The organism is Microbacterium phyllosphaerae, assembly GCF_050628115.1.
Lineage (GTDB): Bacteria > Actinomycetota > Actinomycetes > Actinomycetales > Microbacteriaceae > Microbacterium > Microbacterium phyllosphaerae_A.
This window is the reverse complement of record NZ_CP192502.1, coordinates 3,601,620-3,624,037: the sequence shown is the minus strand read 5'-3', so window position 1 is coordinate 3,624,037 and position 22,418 is coordinate 3,601,620. Positions and strand designations below refer to the sequence as shown.

The following is a 22,418-nucleotide window of genomic DNA, read 5'->3' as shown; positions in this document are numbered from 1 at the left end:
CAGGATCGGCCGCGAGACCCCGAAGCGGGCAGATCGCTGTACGCCGCCCGCGAACGACGGAGGAACACTGTGGATCGAACACGGTCTGTGAAGCTCGGACTCGGAGTCTGGGCGCTGATCGTCGCGTTGATCGCGCTCGTCGTGCTGACCTTCCTCCCCACGCCCTACGTCATCCAGCGGCCTGGACCCGTCTACGACACCCTCGGCACCGCCGCGGGCACGGACGGCGAGCAGGTGCCCCTCATCCACGTCGAGGGTGCCGAGACCTTCGAGACCGCCGGCAAGATCGACCTCACGACCGTCCAGGTGGTCGGCAACCGCGAGCGCACGCCGAGCTGGTTCGAGCTCGCACTCGCCTGGACGGATCCGTCTCGTGCCGTCGTGCCGCTCGACTCCGTGTTCCCCGAAGGCGTCACCACCGAGCAGCGCGACGAGCGCAACGCGACCCTGATGGTCGATTCGCAGCACGAGGCCACAGCGGCGGCACTGAACGAACTCGGCTACGACACGGGTGCCGAGGTGGCTGTGGTCGACGTCGTCGAAGACGCACCCGCCGAGGGGAGCCTCGAGGCCGAGGATGTCATCACCGCGATCGACGGAACGGCGGTGACTTCGGCGAAGCAGCTGCGGCAGGCGATACAGGATGCCGGGGGAGACACCGTCGAGCTCACCGTGCAGCGCGGAGGCGAGGAGAAGGTCGTCGAGGTGACGCCCGAGAAGCAGGTCGACGCAGGCGTGACCACCTGGCTGATCGGTGTCACCCTGCGCACCGACTACGACTTCGAGATCGACGTCACCCTGCAGCTGGACAACGTCGGCGGCCCGAGTGCGGGGATGATGTTCGCGCTCGGGATCATCGACACCCTCACCGAGGGTGAGCTCAACGGCGGGGAGAACGTCGCGGGAACCGGCACGATCGAGGCCGACGGCACTGTCGGGCCGATCGGAGGCATCCGCCAGAAGCTCTACGGTGCTCGCGACGCGGGAGCCGACTACTTCCTCGCACCCAGTACGAACTGCGACGAGGTCACCGGTCATGTGCCGGACGGTCTGACCGTGATCAGCACCTCGACGCTGGAGGAATCGCTCGATGCACTCGAGGTGATCGCCAACGGCGGCGACGTGGGATCGCTCCCGACGTGCGACGTCGTGACCTCCCCGTGATAGGGATGACAGCCGCAGCACAGTAAGGCGTGCCTAGGATGGGAGGGTGACCTCGACTTCTGCACCGAACCCGGCCACTCCCCGAACCTCGCGAAGAATCTTCGGTATCTCGTTGGCGATCATCGCCGCGCTGATCGCCGTCTTCTTCGTCTTCGCGTCGCTCTACACCGAATTCCTCTGGTTCGACCAGGTGGGCTTCGCGGGAGTTCTCACCACCCAATGGTTCGCCACGGCGGTGATGTTCGTCGTCGGATTCCTCGGCATGGCGGTGCCGCTGTTCGTCGCCATCCAGCTCGCGTACCGACTGCGTCCCGTCTACGTGCGGCTCAGCTCGCAGCTCGACCGATACCAGGAGGTCATCGAGCCGCTGCGACGCCTCGCCATGTGGGGCATGCCGATCTTCTTCGGCCTGTTCGCCGGCTTCTCGGCCGCGAGTCAGTGGAAGACCGTATGGCTCTGGGCCAACGGCGTCGCCACCGATACGACCGACCCGCAGTTCGGCGTGGACACCGGCTTCTACATGTTCGCGATGCCGTTCTACTCGATCCTGCTGGCCTTCGTGTCGGCAGTGCTCCTGCTCACGCTCATCGTGACGGCGCTCGTGTCGTACCTCTACGGTTCGGTCCGGATCGGCCAGGGCGAGCTGCGCATCTCCAAGCCCGCCCGTATCCAGCTCGCGATCATCGCCGGGCTCTACCTGCTGGTGCAGGCCGCCAGCCTGTGGCTCGACCGCTACAAGACGCTCGTCGCCCAGGACGACCGCATCGTCGGCCCCGCGTACACGGGCGTCAATGCGACCATCCCCGGACTCGCGATCCTGACGATCATCGCCGCGATCGTGGCCATCCTCTTCTTCGTCACAGCCGTCATCGGCCGCTGGCGCTTCCCGCTCGCCGCGACCGCGCTGCTCATCGTCGCCTCGCTCGTCGTCGGCGTCGGCTTCCCATGGGCCGTGACGACCTTCCAGGTGCGTCCGAACCAGAACGCCTATCAGGCGGAGTTCTATCAGCGGAACATCGACGGAACGAAGGAGGCCTACGGGGTCGCCGACCTCGAGACGACTCCCTTCGAGGCCGAGACCGATGCCGAGGCCGGTCAGCTGCGCGAGGATGCCGAGACCACGGCATCCATCCGCATCGTGGACCCGAACGTGATCAGCCCGGCCGTGCGTCAGCTCGAGCAGTACCGCGGCTACTACCAGTTCCAGGAGAAGCTCGACGTCGACCGCTACGAGATCGACGGCGAGATGCAGGACACAGTGGTGTCGGTCCGTGACCTCGACATGAACGGCGTCGACGTCACGAACTGGAACAACCGCGCCGCGGTCTACACTCACGGCTACGGACTCGTGGCAGCCGCCGGCAACCAGCGCACCAGCGACGGCGAGCCGGTGTTCCTCGAACGAGGCATCCCCTCATCGGGCTTCCTCACCGACGGCGAGAAGTTCGAGCCCCGCGTCTACTTCGGCGAGAGCTCTCCCGAGTACTCGATCGTCGGCGCTCCTGACGGGACCGATCCCGTCGAGATCGACTACCCGCGAGGCAAGGACGGCGCGAGCGAGACCAAGACGACGTTCGAGGGCGATGGCGGGCCGAAGATCGGCAGCACCTTCACGAAGCTCCTGTACGCGCTGAAGTTCCAGTCGGAGCAGATCCTGTTCTCGAACCTCGTCAACGACGACTCGCAGATCCTGTACGACCGTGACCCCAAGACGCGCGTGCAGAAGGTCGCTCCGTACCTCGAGCTCGACAGCGACCCGTACCCGAGCGTGGTGGACGGCAGGATCGTCTGGATCATCGACGGATACACGACGAGCTCGACCTATCCCTACTCGACGAACGTGAGCCTGTCGGATGCGATCGCCGACTCGAACCTCCCGTCGCCGACACTCGCGATCGACGAGATCAACTACATCCGCAACTCGGTCAAGGCCACGGTCGACGCCTACGACGGTTCGGTCACCCTCTACGCGTGGGATGACCAGGATCCGGTGCTGCAGACGTGGCAGAACATCTACCCGTCGACGCTGAAGTCCGTCAGCGACATGTCGGCCGACCTGATGAGCCATGTCCGCTACCCGACCGACCTGTTCAAGGTGCAGCGCGACATCCTCGGCACGTACCACATCGACACCGCAGGGTCCTTCGCCCAGCAGGACAACCGCTGGCAGACTCCGAACGACCCGCGCAGCGACTCGGTCCTGCAGCCGCCGTACTACCTGACGATGCAGATGCCAGGACAGGATTCGCCGCGGTTCTCGATGTTCTCGACGTTCATCCCGTCTGCACAGGGCGGAAGCAACCGTGACGTGCTGATGGGCTACCTGGCCGTCGACTCCGATGCGGGCGCGGAAGCGGGAGTGAAGGCCGAGGGCTACGGACAGCTCCGGATGCTCGAGATCGACACCGATACGACGGTGCCCGGTCCCGGGCAGGTGCAGAACACCTACAACTCCGACACGGCCGTGGTGCCGCAGCTCAACCTGCTGCAGCAGGGAGAGTCCGAGGTCCTGTACGGAAACCTGCTCACACTGCCCGTCGGTGGCGGTCTGCTCTACGTGCAGCCGGTCTACGTGCAGTCGTCCGAGGGCACCAAGCTGCCCCGCCTGCAGAAGGTCCTCGTGGCCTTCGGTGACAAGGTCGCGTTCGAGGACACCCTGACAGCCGCGCTCGACACGCTGTTCGGCGGTGACGCCGGTGCGACGGGTGGCGACGATCAGGTCGAGCCCACCGAGCCCGATCCCGACACCGGTGAGGTTCCCACCGAGCCGACCACGCCGACCGACGCCGAGGCCGAGGCTCTCGCCGCGGCGCAGCAGGCGCTCACCGACCGTGAGGCGGCTCTCAAGGAGGGCGACCTGACGAAGTTCGCCGAGGCCGACAAGCGGCTCACCGACGCGGTGAACACGCTTCTCGGGCTGGAGAGCTCGTCGGGGGAGTGAACCCGCAGTGACATCGACGAATGGGCGCCCGAGAGGGCGTCCATTCGCGTTTCCGAGGCGTCTCGCCTGAGAAGTGCATGGTCGGGCGTTCCGCGCAACCCCCGCGCCGTGAGCGCCGAGTCTGTCTACCGTCGATTGCAGAGGCGATCTCGCGTCTCCCGATCGAAGGGGAGCAGATGGGCACCATCACCCGCATAGTGTTCGATGACGAGGAGTTCGTGCTCGCGGCCGAGCAGGATCTGGTCGACCTCATGGGGAGGATCGAGACGGCTGCTCGCACGCGCCCCACCTTCGTCGGCTTCTCCGCCCGCGCCGGCATGATGAGCGTCCTGGTCTGCGCAGCCACGCGGGTCAAGGTCACGGTCGAGCCGCGGCAGGAGCGGGATGATCGGCCCCTCGTGCCTGCCGACCCATCACTCGAGTGGGATTACTGAGGCTCACAGGGGAAAGCGAAAGACCCTCTGACCGGGATTTCTCCGAGTCAGAGGGCCTTTCATTTGTTGCGGGGACAGGATTTGAACCTGCGACCTCCGGGTTATGAGCCCGGCGAGCTACCGAACTGCTCCACCCCGCGGCACAAGAAGAAACTTATCACGGATTCTGAGGGCGCGCGAATCGAGGCCGGGAATCGGTGCCTCGGCCGACACGATGCGGGAGGATGGAGAACATGCCAGAGACCTCTGCCGCCGTCCCCGTCGCCGTCTGCCAGTTCGCGCCGACGGCGTCGCGCGCGGACAATCGCGAGCGCATCGCGCAGCTGACGGCGGATGCTGCTGCGCGGGGTGCCACGCTGATCGTGTTCCCCGAGTACTCGAGCTACTTCGTGGATCCGATGGATACGACCCTCGCGCAGAACGCCGAGACACTGGACGGCGAGTTCGTGGCGACGCTGACCGCGCTGGCCGCCGACTACGGCGTCGTGATCGTGGCGGGGCTCGCCGAGCGCGCCTCCGACTCGACGCACGTGCGCAACACGGTCGTGGCGGTGCGTGGCGACGGGATCCTCGCGACCTATCGCAAGCAGCATCTGTACGACGCGTTCGGTCAGACCGAGTCCGACTGGGTCGAGGCGGGGGAGACCGGCGTCGCGGCGACGTTCGACCTCGCCGGCATCCGGTTCGGTCTGATGACCTGCTACGACCTGCGGTTCCCCGAGGTGTCGCGCACGCTCATCGACGCCGGCGCGGACGCCCTCGTCGTGCCGGCCGAATGGGTGCGCGGCCCGCTCAAGGAGCACCACTGGACGACACTTCTCGCCGCACGGGCGATCGAGAACACCTCTTACGTGATCGCCGCCGACCATCCGACGCCGGTCGGGGTCGGGCACTCGCAGATCGTGGATCCTCAGGGTGTCGTGCTGGCAGGGGTCGGAACCGCGGAGGGCATTGCAGTCGCCGCCGTCGAGCGGGCGGCGATCGATCGGGTCCGCGCGGTCAATCCGTCGCTGCGCGTGCGCCGCTACGCGGTCGCTCCGCGCTGAGCGGCCGGCGATCGGCGCAGCTCGCGCGAGGGGCAGCGGTTGCTCAGAAGCTCGAGGCGAGGCGTGAGGCCGCCTCTTCGAGCACGGACACTTGCTTGCACGCGGCGAAGCGCACCAGGCCCGCATAATCCCCGCGCCGGTCTTCGGAGACGAAAGCCGTGAGCGGGATCGCCACGACTCCCGCGCGCTCCGGGAGCTCGCGGCAGAACTGTGCCGCATCCACCCCTCCGAGCGCCGACGCGTCGGCCACGGTGAAGTAGCCGCCCTGCGGCGGATGCACCGTGAAGCCTGCGGCTCGCAGACCCGATCCCAGGATCTCGTGCTTCGCCGCCAGCGTCGCCGCAGCCCCGGTGAAGTAGTCGTCGGAGAGGCGCAGCCCCACCGCGATCGCCGGCTGGAACGGAGCGCCGTTCACATACGTCAGATACTGCTTCACCGTGAGCACGGCTGTGATGAGGTCTGCGGGGCCGTGCACCCAGCCGATCTTCCAGCCGGTCGCCGAGAAGGTCTTTCCCGCCGACGAGATCGTCAGCGTGCGCTCGGCGCCCCCGGGGAGGGTCGCCACCGGCGTGTGCGGGGCGTGGAAGGCGAGGTGCTCGTAGACCTCGTCCGTGACGATGATCGCGTCGTGCAGTTCGGCGAGCCGGACCACCTCGGTGAGCACCGCACGGTCGAAGACCGCCCCGGTCGGATTGTGCGGATCGTTGAGCAGGATGACCCTGGTGCGATCCGTGACGGCCTCGGCGAGCTGATCGAGGTCCGGCTGGAAGTCGGGCGCGCGCAGCGGCACTGTGCGCAGCCGAGCGCCGGCCAGGGCGACTGCCGCGGCGTACGAGTCGTAGTAGGGCTCGAACACGACGACTTCGTCGTCCGGCCCGTCGATCAGAGCGAGCAGCGTCGCCGTCAGCGCCTCGGTGGCACCGGCGGTCACGATCACCTCGCGAGCAGGATCCACCTCGAGTCCGTAGAAGCGTCGCTGGTGCTCGCTGATCGCCGCGAGCAGATCGGGGATGCCTCGCCCCGGCGGATACTGGTTGGCCCCGCGGGCGATGGCCTCACGTGCGGCGTCGAGCACCTCGGAGGGGCCATCCTCATCGGGAAAGCCCTGGCCGAGATTGATCGCTCCGGTTCGAGCCGCGGCAGCGGACATCTCTGCGAAGATGGTGGGCGCGACGCTTCCGTCGGGTGCGAGCAGACCGGCTCCCGCTGCCGTGCGCCGCCATGCGCCTGGGATGACACTCATGAAGAACAGGCTAAGGGCATAGGTGAAACTCATCTTCGCCATACGAAACGCACAGATACACGCGCCATTCTGAAGGAGCGTCGTTGAAGGAGCACACACCATGAACGAAGACAACACCCAGGACCACTCGGTACCCGCGTCGAACGACGCGGTGCCGTCCACCGAGGCAGCAGAGGTCGTCGACCGTTCGACGACGGATGCCACCGCTGAGACCACCGGCACCGCCACCGCGCCGGGATCGAGCCAGGGGCATGAGGTTCCGCAGACGTTCGCGTCCACGCCGGCGCCTCATCAGGGCGCACCGAGCGTGCCCAGCGCTCCGGAGACGACCCCGGTATCCCCGGCGTCCGCCGCTGCATCCCCGCAGATTCCCACGCCGGTGTTCGAGGCGCCCGCGGCCCATGTGTCGCCAGCAGCGCAGACGGTTCCGCAGCCGTACTTCGGCGCTACCGGTCAGCCGGCATCAGGTCAGCAGGCGCCCGCTCACCCCGGCGCTGCCACGGCTCCCGGAGCGGCTTTCGGCATCCACACCGCTCAGCCGGTGCAGCCCGTCGACGGCGCGACCAAGGTCAAGGGCCAGAAGCCCCGGGCCGGGGTCAAGTTCGCCGCGATCGTGGTCGCCGCAGCACTCGTCGGCGGTGTCGCCGGCTTCGGTGGAGGAGCGCTCCTCAACGGCATCTCGAACCAGAACTCGACGGGTGTCGCCCAGGGCCCCGACACGGTCACCGTGAACAACCCCGGTTCGGTCAACGAGACCACCGCGGTCGCGACCGCGGCGCTGCCGTCGGTCGTCACGATCGAGGTGGCGGGCTCAGACCAGGCCGGCAGCGGCTCCGGCGTCATCATCAGCGACGACGGCTACGTGCTGACGAACACCCACGTCGTGACCCTCGGTGGAGCAGTGGCCGACCCGACGATCCGCGTCACGACCTCGGACGGACGCATCTTCACGGCGACCGTCGTGGGTACCGACCCGATCTACGACCTCGCGGTCATCAAGCTCGAGGGTGCGTCGGATCTGACCCCCATCGACTTCGCCGATTCGTCGAAGCTCAACGTCGGCGACACCGCCGTGGCGCTCGGTGCTCCGCTCGGACTGTCGAACTCGGTCACGACGGGCATCGTCAGCGCGCTCAACCGCAGCATCCAGATCGCGTCGTCCGCCCTTCCCGACTCGTCGTCCGAGGACGCCCCTCAGGAGGAGCAGACGCCGGACGAGGGCGAGGGCCAGGGCCCGTTCCAGTTCGATCTGCCGGGCAACACCTCGCAGCAGAGCTCGGAGTCCATCTCGATCGCCGTGATCCAGACGGACGCGGCGATCAACCACGGCAACTCCGGCGGTGCCCTCGTCAACAGCAAGGGCGAGCTGATCGGCATCAACGTGGCGATCGCCAGCTCGGGCAGCTCGGAGGAATCCGGATCCATCGGCATCGGATTCGCGATCCCGGCGAACATCGCCCAGCGCGTCTCGGAGGAGATCATCGCCGGTGGTGCGGCGAGCCACGGTCTGCTCGGTGCATCGGTCCGTGACGCGGCCTCGGTCGAGAACGCCGAAGTCGCAGGCGCCTACATCGCAGAGGTCACCGATGGCGGAGCTGCCGCAGCCGGCGGCCTCAAGGCCGACGACATCGTCACCGCCTTCAACGGCGTGCCGATCACGAGCGCCAGCGACCTCACCGCTCAGGTTCGTGCCGCCGCTGCCGGCAGCGACGCGAAGGTCACCTACATCCGCGGTGGCAAGGAGTATGAGATCGACGTGACCCTGGGCGAGCTCGCAGGCTGACCGTCGGAACCCCGCTCACAGAGAAGGACGCCACCCCGCGATAGGCTCGCGGGGTGGCGTCCTTCTCTTTCGGCTCCGGCAATGCGGCCAAGCTGCTTCGGATCCCTCTCTACCTCGCCGGACGCGTCGGCACGCTCCTCGTGCCCCGAGGCGCCCGCTGGGTCTTCGGCTGCGGCGCGGGCGTCGGCGACGGTGCTCTCGCGCTGCAACGCCACGCTGCGGCGGAGGGCCATGAGACGCTGTGGCTGACCTCGTCGGACCGCGAGGAGCGCGACGCCGCAGTTCTGGGACTCCGGACCGTTCGCAAGGGCGGTCTGCGCGGGTGGTGGGCCACGGCCCGCGCCGGCGTCGTCGTGGTGACCCACGGTCTCGGGGATGTGAATCGCTACGCGATCTCCGGCGCCTTCGTGGTGCAGCTGTGGCACGGCATCCCGCTCAAGCGGATCGGACTCGATTCGCCGGCCACGACTCAGGTTCCCGAGATCCCAGGGGCGCCCGTGCTCCGACGTCTGATCGGCATCCTGTATCGCCGTGCCGCTCAGCGGATACGGGTGCTGCCTGCGGCCTCGCACCGCGCCAGGGGTCGCCTGGAGTCCGCATTCGCGCTCGGCGACGCGCGCGTCGTCGTCACCGGAGAGCCCCGCGTCGACGTCCTGTCCGCCGGTGAACCGAACGAGCGGCGAGCTGCCGCATCCGCGCTGCTCGGCCGCGCGCTGGGCGATCTGCCACCCGGTTCGCGCACGATCCTGTACGCGCCGACGTGGCGTGACGGCGCGGTCGACCCTGCGGTTCCGGATGCCGCGCAGTGGGTGCAGATCATCCGTGTGCTGGAAGAGCATGATGCGGTGCTGCTGGTGCGCTCCCACCCCCTCGGCGAGGGCGGATACGCGCCGTCGTTGCCGAGCAGACGGGTGCGGATGCTCGGGGCCGGCCTCCTGCCCGACATCACGCCCGCGCTCCCGGCGGTCGACGTCTTGATCACGGACTACTCCTCGCTCGCCTACGACGTGGGACTGCTCGGGATGCCGGTGCTCTACCTGGCGCCCGACGCCGAGCAGTACGCCCGCACGCGGGGCTTCTACGGTCGCTTCAAGGACGTGGCCGGTGACGACGCCGCGACGGACTGGGATTCTCTCCTCGTGCAGCTGTCGGCGTTGCTGGACGATGACGGCGTGTTCGCTGCGAGGTCGCAGCGTTCCGCTACGCTCAGCGCGGAGATGCACGCGTTCCGTGACGGACGCAACACCCGGCGTGTGTACGAGACGATCCGTGCGCGAGGCATCCCCGCGCCGAAGGGAGCAGCATGACGACGGCCCGCATCGATGAGACGGCAGAGTCGCTGATCATCGCAGGGGCAGGTCACCGTCCCTCCACGGCGCAGCTGATCGGGCCGCGCGCCCGAGTCGATGCTCGCATCACCGGTGGTGGCAAGACGTGGAAGGCCACGTTCGCGCTCCGTGCATCGCGATGGGGTGGGCCTGAGCTTCCTCTGCCTGCGGGCGACTACGAGATCCGCATCCCCGACGTCGACCTCGCCGGTCTGCACATCGGTCCCGAAGTGCTGACCGGCGTCCGCGTGGCCGTCGACGGTGCGATCGTCCGTATCGCCGCACCGGTGGACCCCGCGTACGAGTCGCCGGAGGGGCAGGCCACGCTCGAAGGGCGCTACCTCGCGCATCAGGGCGCGACCGAGAATGCCGTCTTCTTCGAGAGCTTCTACGGGCGCAGCGTCGGCTGCAACCCTCAGGCGATCGACCGGGCGCTCGCTGCGGTGGCGCCAGACGTCGTCCGCTACTGGAGTGTCGTCGACCTGTCCGTGGCGGTCCCGGACGGCGCGATCGCCGTCGTCGAGGGGAGCCCCGAATGGTGGCGCGCCCGCGCGGCGGCGCGACTGCTGATCGTGAACGACTGGCTGCGACGTCGATTCGCGCGCAAGCCAGGGCAGCGTGTGCTGCAGACCTGGCACGGAACGCCCCTCAAGCGCCTGGCGCTGCATCGTCCGGGGTTCGACCCCCGTCGTATGGCAGCCGTCGTCAAGGAGTCCCGTCGCTGGGATGTGCTGCTCGCGCAGAACACCTACTCCGAGCGTATTCTCCGCAAGGCATACGCGTTCTTCGGGCGGCCCGTCTGGGTCGAGGGGTATCCGCGCAACGACGCCCTGGTGACAGGGGATCCCGCCGCGATCCGCGCTGCCCTCGGCATCGGCGAGGGCGAGCGCGTGCTGCTGTACGCGCCGACGTGGCGTGACGACCGCACGGAGATGGTCGACTTCATCGACCCCGAGGAGCTCGCCAGAAAGACCGACTCTGTGGTGCTCGTGCGGGGGCACTCGCGCACGATCGAGACCGGGCGCGACCGCGCCGGTGCGCGGGTGATCGACGTCACCGGGTATCCCGAGACCTCTCAGCTGCTGCTCGCCGCGGATGCCCTGATCACCGACTACTCGTCGGTGATGTTCGACTTCAGCGTCACGGGCAAGCCGATGTACTTCCTCGTGCCGGACCTGGACCACTATCGCGGGAAGCTCCGCGGGTTCTACTTCGATCTCGCGACACGGGCACCGGGGCCGCTGGTGCACACGCAGGACGAACTCGTCACCGCACTGGCGGACCGGGGGCACGAGAGCGCCTTCGCGGAGCGCTATGCCGCGTGGAAGGCTCAGTTCAACGCCAGGGACGACGGTCATGCGGCCGAGCGGGTCGTCGCGCGCATCCTCGATCAGGGGTACATCACCCGCTGACGGAGCCAGCATGGTCCCCACACCGGAGCCGGACTAGGGGAGGGGCGTGTTGCGCGTGCCCAGCCTCGAGGCGTCGACGGTGTCGCCGGCGCCGCGGAGCACTCCGCCGAGGAAGCCCAGCCCCCAGGAGAGGTGCATGGTCGGCAGGACGGCCAGCGTCCACACCCGCTGACGGAACCGTCCGCCGCCAGGGAGTGACGCGACGGCGAGCACCAGCAGTACGTAGGCGAGGAGAGGCAGGTAGATGATCGCCGAGAGGACCGTGGAGATCAGCCCGGTGATCGCGCCGGTCAGCTGCAGCGCCCCCACGACCAGGGCCATCGCGACGAGGACCACGAGGGCCGGGGGAGCGAAGAAGCGGATGCCGTTGCGGCGGCCATAACGGCGCACGAGCTCTCCGCGCCAGGCCCCCGTGGCCCGGAACTGCTGCGCCAGGCGCAGCCAACTCTCGCGGGGCCAGTAGGTGACGGAGAGGCTCGGATCGAACCAGACCAGGTGACCGGCCTGGCGGATGCGCAGATTGAGCTCCCAGTCCTCCCCGCGGCGGATCGATTCGTCGAAGAGCCCGACCTCCTCGATCACGGTGCGGCGCATCACTCCGAGATATGCGGACTCGGCCTCGCCCTCCTGGGTCCCGCCGTGATACGCGCCGCCGCCCAGCCCGACGGGTGAGTTGTACAGGCGTGCGACCGCCTTCTGGAAGGGAGTCCGTCCGTCGGCGTGCATGACGCCTCCGACGTTGGCGGCTCCGGTGCGCTCGAGGGTGTCCAACGCGCGCGCCGCATATCCGGGCGAGAGCTCCGAGTGCGCATCGACGCGGACGATCGTGCCGTAGCGACTGGCACGGATCGCGGCGTTCAACCCGACGGGGATGTGCGCCGCGGGGTTGTCGACGAGGCGGATCCTGTCGTCCTCCGCGGCGAGACGCTGCGCGAGTTCGGTCGTCCCGTCCGTGGAGGGGCCGAGTGCGAGCACGAGCTCGGCCGGCACCGTCAGCTCCTGCGTGAGCACCGAGCGGACCGCGTGCTCCAGGTAGGCGCGCTCGTTGAGCACGGGCATGACGAACGACACCCCGGTCTCGGGAACGTCGATGTCTTTGTCAGGCACATGACGATCATGGCATGGGCTTCTCGGACGTTCGCTGATTCGCTTCGCCCGCACTCGGTATCCTGGAGGGATGGGTGCAGTGTCCGATGCGAAGAAGGCCTACCGTCTGCTGAAGCGCGCGCTCGCCTCGCGCAAGGCCGTGCAGCGGGTCAGGCGTCGCCTGGCCGACCAGGAGCCTCATCCGACCGAGCACTACAAGGTCGCCGTCTACTTCGCGGACGGCGCGGTCAACATGTATCAGATGCGGCAGTGGTACAGCCCTCTGAAAGAACTCGCGAAGCGCTGGCCCGTCGTGGTGCTGTCCCGCTCCGCCACCGGAGCAGACAAGCTTCTCGACGAGGATGGTCCGCCTGTCGCGTTCGTCCCGACAGTGCGTGACCTCGAACGGTTCATCACGGCGCAGGACATCCGGATCGTGCTCTACGTGAACCAGAACACCCGCAATTTCCAGATGTTCCGCTATGGGCGACGCTGGCACGTGTTCATCAACCACGGCGAGTCCGACAAGATGTACATGACCACGAACCAGTACAAGGCATACGACTACGCCCTCGTCGCAGGTCAGGCCGCGCGTGATCGTCTGTCCCGCACGCTGTGGGACTGGGACATCGACCACCGTACGATCGAGATCGGTCGGCCCCAGGCTGATCATTACTCCGGCACGCTGCCCTACACGCCCGATGCCCGCACCGTCGTGCTGTACGCACCGACCTGGGAGGGCGATCGCCCGAGCGCCCACTACGGCTCGATCGCGACGCACGGCGAGGCGCTGGTGAAGGCGTTGCTCGCCTCGGGCAGCCACCGCGTGATCTATCGCCCGCATCCGCGCAGCGGTGTGGTCGACGACGCGTACGGCGCGGCGCATCGACGGATCATCGCCGACATCGCCGCGGCGAACACCGCCGATCCCACGGCGCAGCACGTGTACGACGACGGCGCGGATCTCGGGTGGCAGCTCGCTGCAGCCGATGTCGCCATCGTCGACATCTCGGCCATGGTCTATGACCGTCTGGCCGTCGGGAAGCCGTTGATGATCACACGTCCTGCCGACGAGCGCGCCTCGATCGACACCAACGGGTACCTCTCGGACTGCGAGTGGTTGAGCGCGGGTGCCGCGACGGACATCGTGGCGGAGGTCGAGCGCGTCCGTGCGGACGAGGCGGCCATCGCCCGGCTCCGCATGTGGGTGCAGCATTATTTCGGCGACACGACGCCCGGAGTCGCCACCGAGAAGTTCCACGCCGCGATCGAGCAGCTCATGCAGAAGTGGGATCACTGGCAGGCGCACGAGATCGGCTCCGTACGCACCGACGAGGACGACGACGACGAAGAGGCCGACGAGGAAGAGGTCTGACGGTGGAGCTTCCTCTCTCCCGTTCAGTCTCTTCGCGTCTCGACGTGCTCGCCGAAGCCGGCTCGACGAACGCGGTCCTTCGCGAGCGGTCTGTCGACGCGCAGGCGTGGCCGCACCTCTCCGTGCTGCTCACCGACAACCAGACGGCGGGCCGAGGACGACTCGATCGAACGTGGACGGCGCCGGCGGGGGCCTCTCTTGCCGTATCGGTGCTGCTGCGGCGGCTCCCATCCGCTGTCGATGCCAGAGGATGGATCCCCCTCGCCGCCGGCGTGGCGATGGCCGATGCCATCGCCGAGCAGCTTCCCGAGCACGTGGTGGCGGTCAAATGGCCGAACGATGTGCTCGTCGACGGTCGCAAGATCTGCGGAATCCTCGCCGAGGCCACGCACGACGCGGTGATCGTCGGCACCGGCGTGAACACGGCGATGACGGCATCCGACCTGCCGGTTCCCGCAGCGACGTCCTTCGCGGTCCTGGGCGCAGAGGTCGATGCCGACCGCCTGCTCTCGGCGTATCTGCGTGAACTCGACACCCTGGTCGCCGCGCTCGCCGCGGCGGGAGACGCGGTGTCGAGCGGACTGCATGCGGCGGCAGGCGATCGTTGCGCGACCATCGGCCTCGAGGTGCGGGTGTCGCTTCCTGGGGACCGGGTCCTCGTCGGGACGGCCACGGCGCTGGACGCCGACGGGCGGCTTCTCGTGCGCCAGGACGGCATCGAGACCGCCGTTTCGGCGGGCGACGTGGTGCACGTTCGACCCGCGTGACTCTGACACGCCCGGGCGCGCAGACGCCGATGTCCGCAGTTGAGGGCACAATGGAGGAGTGACCCAGCCCGTGACTCTCGGCGGAAGGCCGACGATGCCACCGCCGGGCGTGCCCACAGAAGAACTGCTCATCGCACGGTTCCGAGCCCATGCGCGCCGGCTGTTCTGGTCGGCGCTGGTCCTGATCGCGGCGTTCGGCGCCACCGCGTACTTGTACGACAACCTTCCGTCGCCGTTCGAGAACTGGATGCTGCTCGCTGCGGCGGGCGTGATCGTGCTGCTGCTCGTGGTCGTGCCGTATGTCGTCTGGTATTCGCGATCGGCGACGGTCACCACGCGCCGGGTCATCGTCAACCACGGCATCGGCGCGCGCAACCGGCACGAGATGTCTCATGCCCGCGGCTACACCATCGGCGTGCGACGCGGCGTGCTGCAGCGCATGTGGGGCGTCGGGACCATCACGCTCTCGAACGGGGTCGACGCGCCTCTGCGGATCGCCAACGTGCCCAACGTCACTCTCGTGCACGAGACCCTGGCCGATCAGATCGAGGTGAGTCAGATCCTCGCTCACCGCGACGCGCAGTCGGGACCGGACGGATACGCCGGATCCTGATCGGCGACGATCGCCCCAGGGGTCGGCGATCAGGGATCAGCCATCAGCGCTCAGCGCTCAGCGCGAGACTTGTGATCCGTCCGCGCGCCGATGCGCGAGAATGGTCAGGACGAATGGAGGCGCACATGGCGCTGCGCGTTGGCGTGATCGGTGGAGGCCAGCTGGCCAGGATGATGATCGCCCCGGCGGTCGAGCTGGGACTCGACCTGCGGGTGCTCGCTGAAGACGAAGGCATGTCGGCGCAGCTCGCTGCGACCGCGGTCGGCGACTACCGCGATCTCGAGGTGGTGCGTGCATTCGTGAACGACGTCGACGTCGTCACCTTCGATCACGAGCACGTCCCTCAGGAGATCCTGCGAGCCCTGGTCGCCGATGGTGTCGCCGTGCATCCGGGCCCTGATGCACTGCAGTTCGCTCAGGACAAGCTCGTCATGCGTGCTCGCCTCGCCGAACTCGGCGTGCCGCAGCCCGATTGGGCGCCGGTGCGCGACGTCGCAGAGCTGCAAGCCTTCCTCGACGAGCACGAGGGTCAGGGTGTCGTCAAGACCCCGCGAGGGGGGTATGACGGCAAGGGCGTCCGCGTCGTCCGTGCCGCAGCAGAGGCTCAGGACTGGTTCGACGCCCTCGCCGACGGCGAGGAGCTGCTGGTCGAGGAGCTCGTCGGCTTCGTGCGGGAGCTCGCGCAGCAGGTGGCGCGGCGGCCCAGCGGACAGATCGTCGCGTATCCGGTCGTCGAGACCGTGCAGCGTGACGGCGTGTGCGCCGAGGTCATCGCTCCCGCGCCGCAGGCCGCGGAGCGTCTGATCCAGGTGGCCGGCGAGATCGGTCGCTCGATCGCCGAGGGACTCGGGGTCACCGGCATGCTCGCTGTCGAGCTGTTCGAGACCGACGATGAGCGGATTCTCGTGAACGAACTGGCGATGCGTCCTCACAACAGCGGTCACTGGAGCCAGGACGGCGCCGTGACCGGGCAGTTCGAGCAGCACCTGCGAGCCGTCGCCGACCTGCCCCTGGGTGACACGACCCCGCGCGCTGCGTGGTCGGTCATGGTGAACATCCTCGGAGGCCCGAAAGAGGGGGAGCTCGGCGACCGCTTCGCCGGTGCTATGAGAGAGCATCCGACCGCCAAGATCCACACCTACGGCAAGTCGCCGCGTCCTGGCCGCAAGGTGGGCCACGTGAACGTCTCAGGCGATGACCTCGACGACGCCGTGTACGTCGCCAGGGCGGCAGCGGCTCACTTCGACTGAGGCTGTTTCAGAGGTGTGCCGTTCGGGGGTTCTCCCAGCAGTAGACCGTAGCCTGAGTGGGTGACTGAGCCATTGCACTCCTCCGCAGCGCCCCTCGTCGGTGTCGTCATGGGTTCCGACTCCGACTGGCGCGTGATGAGCGATGCCTCTCAGTCGCTGACCGACTTCGGGATCCCGCATGAGGTGGAGGTCGTCTCGGCGCACCGCACGCCCGACAAGCTCATGCAATATGCGCGGGAAGCCCGGGGGCGCGGCATCCGCGTGATCATCGCCGGTGCCGGTGGCGCCGCGCATCTTCCCGGCATGCTCGCCTCGATGACGGCACTCCCGGTCATCGGCGTCCCGGTGCCGCTCGCATACCTCGACGGCATGGATTCGCTCCTGTCGATCGTCCAGATGCCCGCCGGGATCCCGGTGGCCACCGTGTCGATCGGGGGAGCGCGCAACGCCGGAATCCTCGCAGCACGGATCCTGGGTACGTCCGACGACGACCTCGCCGACCGCGTCGAAGCCTATGCGCTCGACCTCGAAGTTCAGGTCGAGGAGAAGAACGAACGGCTGAAGGGGTCGCTGTGACCCTTGCCCCTCCGCGCGGGTCGGCGCGACCGCTGATTGAGACGCGCCCGCTGAGGAATCCGGATCCGTCCGATGCCGCGACGATGGCGAAGCGCGGCTGGTGGCTGGTGCTGCTGAATGTGCTGGTGCCGGGTTCGGCTCAGGTGCTCGCCGGCAACCGCAGGCTCGGGCGCTTCGGCTTGGGTGCGACGCTTCTCGCGTGGTTCCTGGTGATCGTCGGCGCGGGCCTCGCACTCTTCGCGCGTCCGGTCCTGCTGTGGCTCACCGTAGGCGGCGGCTGGTTCTCGGCGGTCATCCTCACTCTGGTGCAGGTGCTGATGATCGCCTACATCGTGCTGTGGATCGTCCTCACGTTCGACGTCCTGAGACTGGTGCGGATCGTCAGGATCCCCAGCCCGTCGAAGTTCGCCATTCCGCTCGTCGCGCTGCTGCTGCTCGGTCTCGTCGGCACGGGCATGGGCTACGCGGCGTCGTACGTCGGCACCGCGCGTGGGACGATCAGCACCATCTTCGGTCAGAGCGGGCCCAGCCTGCCGCCGAGCGAGGGGTACTACAACATCCTCCTGCTCGGTGCCGACAGCGGAGACGGCCGCGACTCCATGCGGTTCGACAGCATCTCGGTCGTCTCGGTGAACGCGACGACCGGCGCCGTCACGATCACGGGCATCCCGCGAGAGCTCCCGAACGCGCCGTTCAGCGAGGGCAGCCCGATGCAGGCGCTGTATCCGAACGGCTTCGAGGGGCACGGCTCGAGTTCTTGCGGTTGGAACGGCTGGATGAACCACGTGCGCAACGCCGCGGAGATCTGCCGGGAAGACAACGGCCAGGGACTCTACCCCGACGCCGCCGCACATGGGTCAGACCCGGGCATCGAGGCCACGAAGGATGCGGCAGAGGGCGTCCTCGGCATCGAGATCCCGTATTACGTCTTCGTGGACATGCATGGCTTCGCGGCTCTCGTCGATGCGCTCGGCGGTGTGGACATCAACGTCACGGAGCGGCTGCCGATGGGCGGACCGCCGGAGGGCACGGATCCATACGATGTCGATGCCTGGGCGATCGGGTGGATCGAGGTCGGCCAGCAGCACATGAACGGTGACACCGCGCAGTGGTACGCGCGATCGCGGTACACGACCAGCGACTGGGATCGCATGAAGCGCCAGCGCGAGCTGCAGGAGGCGATCCTCGCGCAGTTCACTCCGCAGACCGTGCTCACGCGCTTCAACGAGGTGGCCGCCGCCGGTACGGCGCTGATCAGCACCGATCTGCCTCAGGACAAGCTTCCGGAGTTCTTCGATCTGATGACGAAGGCCAAGGAGCAGACGATCACGACGATCGAGCTCACCCCCGAGAACGGCGTGGACGAGCACACGCCTGACTACGCGTACATTCACGACCTGATGCAGCAGACGCTGCATCCGCCGACGGAGACCCCGACCCCGACGCCCTGATTGGTGCGGGAACGGGCGCCCGAATCACCGTAGTGTGGTCGCGGCCCTTGACCGTTTGACGCAGATCACCGTGCTACCGCACTGATCGGAGCGACCGTTTCGCCCAGATGGCGCGAATAACCCACGGCTGCCACCTGAGAGTGAAGGGGGCTGCCGTGGGCCTCCGGTGCAAGACCGGATTCGCCAGACGACGGTGATCGGAGGGGGAGGGACCACCGTCGTCCAGTCGACCCCCGCAAAGCGGGGATCTGACCTAGGCGCGCTTGCGGCGCGCAGCTCCTGTGGCGACGAGCGCTCCACCTGCGACCAGCGCAGCGGCTCCACCGCCGAGAACCCATGGCGATACGCTGCCACCGGTGAGTGCGAGCTCGAGCCCACCACCGGTGAGCGGCATCTCTGTTCCTGCGCTCGCGACCCCGGGGTCGTGGTCGCAGCTCATCGCGGCGTCGTGTCCGTGCGTGACCGTGATGGTCGCGGTGTACGAACGTGAGCCGGTGAAGGCGAGCGAGTATGAGCCCTCGCCGTCGGACGGCGGGCGGAAGGTGACGAGGAGGCTGCCGTCGGCAGCCGCCGTGTTACCTGACACCGCGGAGTCGCCGGCGTTGAACCCCGAGACCGACACGTTTACATTCTCGGACGGCAGGAAGTAGCCTGCGCCGAACGCGACGGTCGACACGTCGCAGATGTCGATGATCGGATCGTCGACGCCCACGCGCGGTGTGCCCGAGTATGAGTCGGACTCAGCCGGAACGACCGGCGCGGCAGAGGCGACAGCCGGTGCCATGAGCACGAGCGCGCCAGCGGTAAGGCTGATTGCAGCCAGTTTCTTCAGCATGTTTCTCCCCAGAAATACACGCGGAATCGCCTCCGGATACACCCCTGCATCCGACTGCGTGAGCTCATTCTGTCCCCACGACAGAATTGCAGAACTCAGATATTCCCCAGTGGGACTGACCCTACATCATCGGATCGGGAAAGTCACGATGCGCAACGCAGTTGTTCGCGCGAGATGTCGGGGGTACTGGTCATCGGAGTGTGGTCGACGACCGTGAGGCGCTCCCCGGCGCCCGTCCCCTGATACTCGACGGTGATCGTCGATGACTCTCCCGGTGCCAACAGGACCTCGTGCTGGACGGCGGAACGGGCGCCCAGAAGCGCGGTCTGCACGGTCTGATCCTCCCCGTCTCGGTCGATGTGCGACGGAGTCGCGCCCTCCGGCCCGTACACGGTGACAAGAGTGCGTGTGGATCCTGCCGGCACTCCGTACAGTCCGTCTGCCGTGACGTAGGGCGGCAACGACGTCGCGGCATCCGCAGGAGCGTCGTTGGTCCAGGTCACCCGTACCTGCGTCGTCGGCTCGCCCTCGCAGGTTCCCACCGAGGTCGTGATCGTCGCACCTGCGTAGTAGTCCATCTTCCCGCCCGTGGTGTCGTTGAACAGCACGCCGACGTGGGTCTCGGTGTCGTCGCTCGGGAGCGCCCCACCGAGGGATGTGGATGCGAGCATCCTCTGCTCGTCCTCGTGTGCGCTCCAGATGCGGATGCGGTCCTCGTCCGCCGACGTCGCGAGGGCGGCGACCAGGTCCTGGGGATCTGTACCCGACAGTGCGGCTCCGAACATCGCTCCGGCCGCCTGCGCGAAGATCTGGTCCTGCGCGGCGGGGTCGGGGACGGCTGCGTAGATCTCGGAGAGGAGCAGGCTCACGACGTTGTTCTTGTCGACGGTGAACGGCCCGAACGGGAGCGGACCGGTGGCGTCGAGGAGATGCTTCGTCATCACGGCGTCCACCGCGATCACCCCGTCGATCGGCGTGCCATAGCGCAGTTGCCAGCGACTGGCGATGGCGGGGCCGGCCTCCGTGAAGTCGGGGATGTTGGTGATGTTCTGCAGGTACCGGCCAGGCCGGTCCTCGAAGAGTGCGATCGTCGACTCGCTGAGGGGCAGGGCGGTGTCGAGAGCGGGGAAGTCCAACGTGGACGCCTGCTGGACGAGGCTGATGCGACCGTTCTCGGCATGGATCAGGGCTATCGCCCCGATGATTCCGCCGGAGGAGCGAAGTTCGGCGTTGTTCTGCATGGCGATGACGTAGTTCCGAGGCCCCTCCGCCCCGAGCATGGTGGGGAGCAGCACCGCGGCACCGTGCAGCGAGCCCACGACGGTCGCCGCCTGCGTGACGGTGGCCTGCATCTCTCGCACAGCCTCGGCGAGGGGAGGCAGCGTGGCATCCGCGTCGATCTCGAGCGCCCTATCCTCCGCGCTGCTCAATGTCGTGCTCGCCTCGGCCAGCGGCGGCTCGATGAGAGTGAACGGAGCGAGGTCGACAACACCCCCCGAGAGCCCCAGGCTGGCCAGGTCGAGTTCTCCGGCCACATCGAGCACAGGGATCAGCGCGTCGGCGGCGATGTCGTCGGCGATCTCGGCGACGTCGCTCACCGCCGTGAAGTTCGGGCCGATCCAGGGCACGTATCCGAACGCGACCCAGATCGGATCTGAGGTGAGGTCGTGGGCCGATCCCGCGTGGTGCGCGATGCTCTTCGACAGGGATGCGGCTTTGTCGAGGTCGCCATCGCCGATCGCCGCCTTGAGCTTCGAGGACGACGTCGCGACCTGCTGCAGATCGTTCACCGCTCCGATGCCGCGGATCGTCACCCACCCGATCGCGAGCACGAGCAAAGTCACGATCACGCCGATGGTCCACCGCAACCACCGACGTCGTACAGGCAGGCGTCCGTCACTCACCCCTGCATTCAAGCACGAAGCGGCATATTAGGGCTCCGTCGATGAGGTCGATCCCCGGATATACACGGTCACGCTCCCGGGTTCTTCAGCCCCCGACGACTACTGTTGTCGCATGGGTGCTCGGCTGCGTGTTGTTCTGGATCAACTGACGCATGTGGTCGATCCGGATCACGCATCGGCGGCCTCGGATCTCGCGGCGGCGCTCGTGTCGACGGCCCCGTCCGGCTGCACTGTGGAGGCGATCATCCCCGCAGGCTCTGAGGTGCGCATCCCCGGCCTGGCCGACGTGCGCAAGCTCTCGCTCGCGCGACGGGAGCTCGCGGCATCCTGGCAGCTCGGGATCGCACCCGGCGTCGGTGGCGGCCTGATCCACTCGTCCACGCTCATGGCACCTCTCGTGCGGCATGACCGGGTGCACGACAACGACCAGACGACGGTCACTCTGTGGGATCTGTACGCGTGGGAGTCGCCCGACCTGCTGCCCAAGGCCGCTGTCGCCTGGCAGCGCGCGATGTTGAAGCGCGCGGTCAAGCACGCGGACGCGGTCGTCGTGCCGTCTCACGCGGTGGGGGAGCGGCTCGCCGAGATCGTCAAGCTCAAGGGGCGCATCCGGGTCATCTCGGGCGCTGCTCCCACAGGTTTCGTCGTCCCGCTCGATGCGGTCGCGCGCCGCGCCTCCCTGTCTCTGCCCTCCGGATACGTCGCGCTGACCGGGACCCCGGAGTCGCTGGAGACCGGCTTCCGGGCCGCTGTCGCTGCGGGCAAGGACGCCGTTGTACTCGATGCTCCCGAGGGCGCAGAGCCTCGGCTCGCAGAAATCGCCGCGGCTGCCGGACTGCCGGAGTCACGCGCCCACGTGCGCGGGTCGCTGTCTGCGGACGACCGGGCCGCGGTGTTCGCGGGTGCATCGGCGCTGGTGGCGACGAGCGCACTCACGGGCTGGCCATGGCGCGTCATCGAGGCGATGACCCTCGGCGTGCCGGTGGTCGCCGTCGAGAGCGGAGTGCACCGCGATGTGATCGCGGACGGCGGGCTGATCGTCGACCCCGCGGATGTCCCCTCGGCAGTCGAGGATGCCGTCGGTGACGGGGCCAGACGCCTCAGCGTGCTGGGCGCGGATCGTTCGAGATCGTTCTCGTGGCTCGGCGCCGCGGAGCGCGTGTGGGGCCTGCACGCCGATCTGTAATCGGCTGAACGCCAGCTGTGTCTT

18 protein-coding genes and 1 tRNA gene are annotated in these 22,418 nt (G+C 67.9%); 14 read left to right on the top strand and 5 right to left on the bottom strand.

Annotated elements, in window-relative coordinates; translation table 11 throughout:
• Nucleotides 1-69: 69 nt before the first annotated feature.
• The 3 genes from ACQ4LY_RS17395 to ACQ4LY_RS17385 all read left to right on the top strand — a co-directional run bounded on the left by ACQ4LY_RS17395 (nt 70) and on the right by ACQ4LY_RS17385 (nt 4,539).
• Nucleotides 70-1,164: a YlbL family protein gene (locus ACQ4LY_RS17395; protein WP_431073550.1), complete on the top strand. Its 1,095-nt coding sequence runs from the start codon at nt 70-72 to the stop codon at nt 1,162-1,164.
• Nucleotides 1,165-1,210: 46 nt separating this feature from the next.
• Nucleotides 1,211-4,105: a UPF0182 family protein gene (locus ACQ4LY_RS17390; RefSeq protein WP_431073548.1), complete on the top strand. Its 2,895-nt coding sequence runs from the start codon at nt 1,211-1,213 to the stop codon at nt 4,103-4,105.
• 176 nt (nt 4,106-4,281) lie between these two features.
• Nucleotides 4,282-4,539 carry a hypothetical protein gene (locus ACQ4LY_RS17385; RefSeq protein ID WP_431073546.1) on the top strand — a complete coding sequence of 86 codons (258 nt, stop codon included), beginning with the start codon at nt 4,282-4,284 and terminating at the stop codon, nt 4,537-4,539.
• Between the two features lie 66 nt (nt 4,540-4,605).
• Here the strand turns inward: ACQ4LY_RS17385 and ACQ4LY_RS17380 are convergent.
• A tRNA-Met gene (locus ACQ4LY_RS17380) sits at nt 4,606-4,679 on the bottom strand.
• Between the two features lie 93 nt (nt 4,680-4,772).
• Here ACQ4LY_RS17380 and ACQ4LY_RS17375 point away from each other — a divergent pair.
• Entirely contained in the window at nt 4,773-5,585 is an 813-nt protein-coding gene (locus ACQ4LY_RS17375) for a carbon-nitrogen hydrolase family protein (protein ID WP_431073544.1), read from the top strand.
• A 43-nt stretch (nt 5,586-5,628) separates the two neighbouring features.
• Here ACQ4LY_RS17375 and ACQ4LY_RS17370 read toward each other — a convergent pair whose 3' ends face one another.
• The gene (locus tag ACQ4LY_RS17370; protein WP_431073542.1) at nt 5,629-6,828 is read right to left on the bottom strand and encodes an aminotransferase class I/II-fold pyridoxal phosphate-dependent enzyme; all 1,200 of its coding nucleotides are present in this window, start codon (nt 6,826-6,828) and stop codon (nt 5,629-5,631) included.
• A 100-nt stretch (nt 6,829-6,928) separates the two neighbouring features.
• On the opposite strand from ACQ4LY_RS17370, the gene ACQ4LY_RS17365 reads away from it, so the two are divergent.
• From ACQ4LY_RS17365 to ACQ4LY_RS17355, 3 genes are read left to right on the top strand one after another with little or no spacing between them, the layout of a single operon-like run.
• A complete protein-coding gene (locus ACQ4LY_RS17365; RefSeq protein ID WP_431073540.1) occupies nt 6,929-8,611 on the top strand; it encodes a trypsin-like peptidase domain-containing protein in 1,683 nt (560 codons plus the stop codon).
• A gap of 53 nt (nt 8,612-8,664) precedes the next feature.
• Nucleotides 8,665-9,918 (top strand): CDP-glycerol glycerophosphotransferase family protein, encoded by a 1,254-nt coding sequence (locus tag ACQ4LY_RS17360; RefSeq protein ID WP_431073538.1) that lies wholly within the window; start codon nt 8,665-8,667, stop codon nt 9,916-9,918.
• A complete protein-coding gene (locus ACQ4LY_RS17355; RefSeq protein WP_431073536.1) occupies nt 9,915-11,351 on the top strand; it encodes a CDP-glycerol glycerophosphotransferase family protein in 1,437 nt (478 codons plus the stop codon). Before ACQ4LY_RS17360 ends, ACQ4LY_RS17355 begins: the two co-directional genes overlap by 4 nt.
• Before the next feature lie 33 nt (nt 11,352-11,384).
• On the opposite strand, the gene ACQ4LY_RS17350 is transcribed toward ACQ4LY_RS17355, so the two are convergent.
• A complete protein-coding gene (locus tag ACQ4LY_RS17350) occupies nt 11,385-12,410 on the bottom strand; it encodes a glycosyltransferase family 2 protein (protein ID WP_431075718.1) in 1,026 nt (341 codons plus the stop codon).
• Between the two features lie 118 nt (nt 12,411-12,528).
• Between ACQ4LY_RS17350 and ACQ4LY_RS17345 the strand changes: the two genes are divergently transcribed.
• The 6 genes from ACQ4LY_RS17345 (at nt 12,529) to ACQ4LY_RS17320 (ending at nt 18,469) form a co-directional block, all read left to right on the top strand.
• Nucleotides 12,529-13,812: a CDP-glycerol glycerophosphotransferase family protein gene (locus ACQ4LY_RS17345; protein ID WP_431073534.1), complete on the top strand. Its 1,284-nt coding sequence runs from the start codon at nt 12,529-12,531 to the stop codon at nt 13,810-13,812.
• Between the two features lie 2 nt (nt 13,813-13,814).
• Nucleotides 13,815-14,579 (top strand): biotin--[acetyl-CoA-carboxylase] ligase, encoded by a 765-nt coding sequence (locus tag ACQ4LY_RS17340; protein ID WP_431073532.1) that lies wholly within the window; start codon nt 13,815-13,817, stop codon nt 14,577-14,579.
• A 58-nt stretch (nt 14,580-14,637) separates the two neighbouring features.
• Nucleotides 14,638-15,192: a PH domain-containing protein gene (locus ACQ4LY_RS17335; protein WP_431073530.1), complete on the top strand. Its 555-nt coding sequence runs from the start codon at nt 14,638-14,640 to the stop codon at nt 15,190-15,192.
• A 125-nt stretch (nt 15,193-15,317) separates the two neighbouring features.
• Nucleotides 15,318-16,442 (top strand): 5-(carboxyamino)imidazole ribonucleotide synthase, encoded by a 1,125-nt coding sequence (locus ACQ4LY_RS17330; protein WP_431073527.1) that lies wholly within the window; start codon nt 15,318-15,320, stop codon nt 16,440-16,442.
• 108 nt (nt 16,443-16,550) lie between these two features.
• A complete protein-coding gene (purE, locus tag ACQ4LY_RS17325) occupies nt 16,551-17,018 on the top strand; it encodes a 5-(carboxyamino)imidazole ribonucleotide mutase (protein ID WP_431075717.1) in 468 nt (155 codons plus the stop codon).
• Entirely contained in the window at nt 17,015-18,469 is a 1,455-nt protein-coding gene (locus ACQ4LY_RS17320) for an LCP family protein (protein WP_431073525.1), read from the top strand. The genes purE and ACQ4LY_RS17320 overlap by 4 nt, the downstream gene beginning before the upstream one ends.
• Nucleotides 18,470-18,722: 253 nt before the next feature.
• On the opposite strand, the gene ACQ4LY_RS17315 is transcribed toward ACQ4LY_RS17320, so the two are convergent.
• Together ACQ4LY_RS17315 and ACQ4LY_RS17310 are read right to left on the bottom strand one after the other, a co-directional pair.
• On the bottom strand, nt 18,723-19,304 hold the full coding sequence (locus tag ACQ4LY_RS17315) for a hypothetical protein (protein WP_431073523.1): 582 nt from the start codon (nt 19,302-19,304) through the stop codon (nt 18,723-18,725).
• Nucleotides 19,305-19,447: 143 nt separating this feature from the next.
• Entirely contained in the window at nt 19,448-21,208 is a 1,761-nt protein-coding gene (locus tag ACQ4LY_RS17310) for a DUF4012 domain-containing protein (RefSeq protein WP_431073521.1), read from the bottom strand.
• 112 nt (nt 21,209-21,320) lie between these two features.
• On the opposite strand from ACQ4LY_RS17310, the gene ACQ4LY_RS17305 reads away from it, so the two are divergent.
• Nucleotides 21,321-22,394, top strand: coding sequence for a glycosyltransferase (locus tag ACQ4LY_RS17305; protein ID WP_431073519.1), 1,074 nt, complete (start codon nt 21,321-21,323; stop codon nt 22,392-22,394).
• The last annotated feature ends 24 nt before the right edge of the window (nt 22,395-22,418 follow it).